This is a genomic window from Paenibacillus sp. 01T442 (assembly GCF_056398345.1).
In genome coordinates, this window is record NZ_JBFTPF010000170.1 from 1 (window position 1) to 3,086 (window position 3,086).

Annotated in this window: 3 protein-coding genes and 1 other annotated feature; of the genes, 2 read left to right on the forward strand and 1 reads right to left on the reverse strand. The window is 42.7% G+C overall.

Annotated features, from left to right (window positions below; all coding sequences use genetic code 11):
- Together AC1DLM_RS35050 and asd are read left to right on the forward strand one after the other, a co-directional pair.
- On the forward strand, positions 1-910 hold a 910-nt coding region (locus AC1DLM_RS35050), incomplete at its 5' end, for a hypothetical protein (RefSeq protein WP_477572585.1).
- A 60-nt stretch (positions 911-970) separates the two neighbouring features.
- Positions 971-1,231 (forward strand) — a binding site (T-box leader).
- 156 nt (positions 1,232-1,387) lie between these two features.
- The gene (gene asd, locus AC1DLM_RS35055; RefSeq protein ID WP_477572586.1) at positions 1,388-2,473 is read left to right on the forward strand and encodes an aspartate-semialdehyde dehydrogenase; all 1,086 of its coding nucleotides are present in this window, start codon (positions 1,388-1,390) and stop codon (positions 2,471-2,473) included.
- Positions 2,474-2,513: 40 nt separating this feature from the next.
- On the opposite strand, the gene AC1DLM_RS35060 is transcribed toward asd, so the two are convergent.
- A complete protein-coding gene (locus tag AC1DLM_RS35060) occupies positions 2,514-2,924 on the reverse strand; it encodes a DUF1801 domain-containing protein (protein WP_441990282.1) in 411 nt (136 codons plus the stop codon).
- Positions 2,925-3,086: the final 162 nt, after the last annotated feature.

The following is a 3,086-nucleotide window of genomic DNA, read 5'->3' on the forward strand; positions in this document are numbered from 1 at the left end:
GGAAGAATGGAACTCATTCTACTTCTATGTTCTTAACCCAACGCGGTATGATGAACCAATTGATATTGGTAACTGGGTAACGATGATTAAGATGGGCGTACAGCTCCCTAAGGGCAAGGAAGATGATCTGATCAGAGGCTATGTCTATGATCTTGCACCGATGTATGCACAACACTTGAACCGCGAGACGGCAGTAGGTGGATTAATTAAATTGCTGACGTTTAGCATCGTACAAGGCAGTGGGAATTACAAGCAACTGGATGCGAGTAAAGATTTCTTGGATTTCAAAGACATTAAGGAGATGCAACAAGGACTTGTTCAAACTGCCTATCGAGAGGGCTTGTTAGACAGCGCAACGACAACCCATTTTCGGCCAAAAGACAATCTGACAAATGCAGAAGCCATTTCGATTATGGCAAAAGTGATGAATAAATACGAGGAAGAGGCATCGAAAATAACACCACCATCTCAACCCGGATTTCCAAGTGTCGTTACATTATTTGAAAATACGCCTATGTATAGCTCCAAGGATACATCTATGGGGATGAACGGGATGATCTCACCTCAGGATGTTCGAATCGTTGCCGTTCAAGAGGATTGGCTAACTTATAGCCATGTAACAGATACGAAGTGGTTTCAGGTTGCAACGTGGCGTGGACCACAATGGATTAAGCTGGAGCTGCAAGAGGTCGGCAACTTTGAACAAGTAGATACAAATCTGCTTCTACAGCAGTCGACTTCACTGCAAGATTCACCTCACCCTGACAGTACACTTTCGTTCGTTCTATCGCCGCAAAAGGTTCATGTCATTGGGCTTTTCCGCAGCAAATTTGCTGAGCGTTTTCTAATTGAAACATGGGTAGGGCCTAGATGGATCAGGAATCCCAATGGAGCTACTGAAGTAAAATAATGAAGTTTCCAAAATTTATTGTTTACGTACCTCTCGTAATTTGATAATATTATCGCAATAACAAATGCGTTGAAGAGATGAGTAAATAAATGAAATCTTTCACAGAGAGCTCCGTCCGCTGAAAAGGAGTAAAGAGAACTTTATTGAACAAAGCCTCAGAGCAGCACATCGGAACCAATCATGGGGGATGGTGTGACAGGAGCTCCTGTTACAGAGCTAAAGTATACGCAAGGCTTCGGCCTGTCGTACTTGAAGAGGCTGATATGGCGACATATTGGTGAAACTGGGTGGTACCACGAGGATATTAATCTCGTCCCTAAGACTGGCAATAGTCTTGGGGGTGGGATTTTTTTGTTATTGCGTAAGAAACTTTGCGCACGTGCTATAATATTATGCACACCGAAATAAGCAGTTTGAATTTACTATTAAGATGCTTATCATCAGTATCATACGAATGTGAAAGGATTTGAATATAGCATGTCGAGAAAATTAAAAGTAGGTATTGTTGGAGGAACTGGCATGGTTGGCCAGAGATTCGTTGAATTACTGGATCAACATCCATGGTTTGAAGTAACTGCTATTGCAGCAAGCAGCAGCTCCGCTGGTAAAACGTATGAAGAATCGGTTCAAAGCAGATGGAAACTAGCTACGCCAATCMCTGAAAATGTGAAGCAAATTATCGTGCAAGATGCATCGAAAGTGGAGGAAGTTGCCACTGGGGTTGATTTTATTTTTTGTGCCGTTGATATGAAAAAGGATGAAATTAAAGCGTTAGAAGAAGCTTACGCCAAAACAGGAACGCCTGTTATTTCGAATAACTCAGCTCACCGCTGGACGCCTGATATTCCGATGGTCATCCCAGAAGTGAATCCAGCTCATATTGAAATCATTGCTGCGCAAAGAAAACGTCTTGGCACATCGACTGGATTTATCGCAGTAAAACCAAACTGCTCTATCCAAAGCTATGTTCCAGCGCTTCATGCATTGTTAGATTTTAAACCAACGAATGTGGTTGCTTCGACGTATCAAGCGATCTCAGGTGCAGGTAAAAACTTCACAGATTGGCCGGAGATGTTAGATAACGTTATTCCTTACATCGGTGGGGAAGAAGAGAAAAGTGAGCAAGAGCCGCTGCGTATCTGGGGCAATATCGTAAATAATGAAATCGTTAAAGCGAGCTCTCCGCTAATTACGACGCAATGTATCCGCGTTCCAGTAACGGACGGACATTTGGCAACTGTGTTTGCCTCTTTCGAGAATAAACCTTCGAAAGAAGAAATTCTTGCTCGCTGGTTGAACTACAAAGGACGTCCGCAAGAGTTGAATCTGCCGAGTGCTCCGAAACAGTTCATCACATACTTTGAAGAAGAAAATAGACCACAAACGAAGCTGGATCGCGAAATTGAGCGCGGTATGGGCGTTTCCGTCGGGCGTTTACGCGAAGATTCCATGTTTGATTATAAATTCGTTGGATTGTCGCATAACACGTTGCGCGGTGCAGCAGGTGGCGCGGTGCTAATCGCTGAGTTGCTGAAAGCGGAAGGTTATATTCAAGCGAAATAAGATCAAAACAGCAAGCATCTCGGATGCTTGCTGTTTTAATTTAATCATGGCTTGGGTAACGCTCCTGCAGAAATGTAACCGATTGGCTGATTAGAGCTTTTAAGATATCAACGTTGATATCTGCTACTTTATTGATGTATACACAGGCTTTTGCAGCCTCGTGCTTGCCGAACTGCATTAATAATTCTTCGCGATCGGTATCCCCTGTTGCAAAATACAAGCTGATTTTGGCTTTTCGCGGCGAGAACCCAACTAGAGGAGCATCGCCCTCATGACCGGATGCATATTTGTAATGATAAGTGCCAAAACCAATAATGCTTGGACCCCACATTTTGGCTTCATACCCTGTCACTTCTGTAAAAATATCTAATAATTGATAAGCGTCTTCACGTTTTTTAGCACTTTCCACATTTTCGATAAACTCAAGGACGCTGCTATCCGTTTCTTTCATTTTTGCTTCGTATGCCAATGTGAACACTCCTTAACGATGATACCGATGTGATGGCGAGTCATGATCATTTTACCAAAATATTGTTTGAAATAGAAACATTTATCAGGAAATGATCGTCTAATACATACGACTGGAATTGCATATAATCACGTGGGAGAAGGG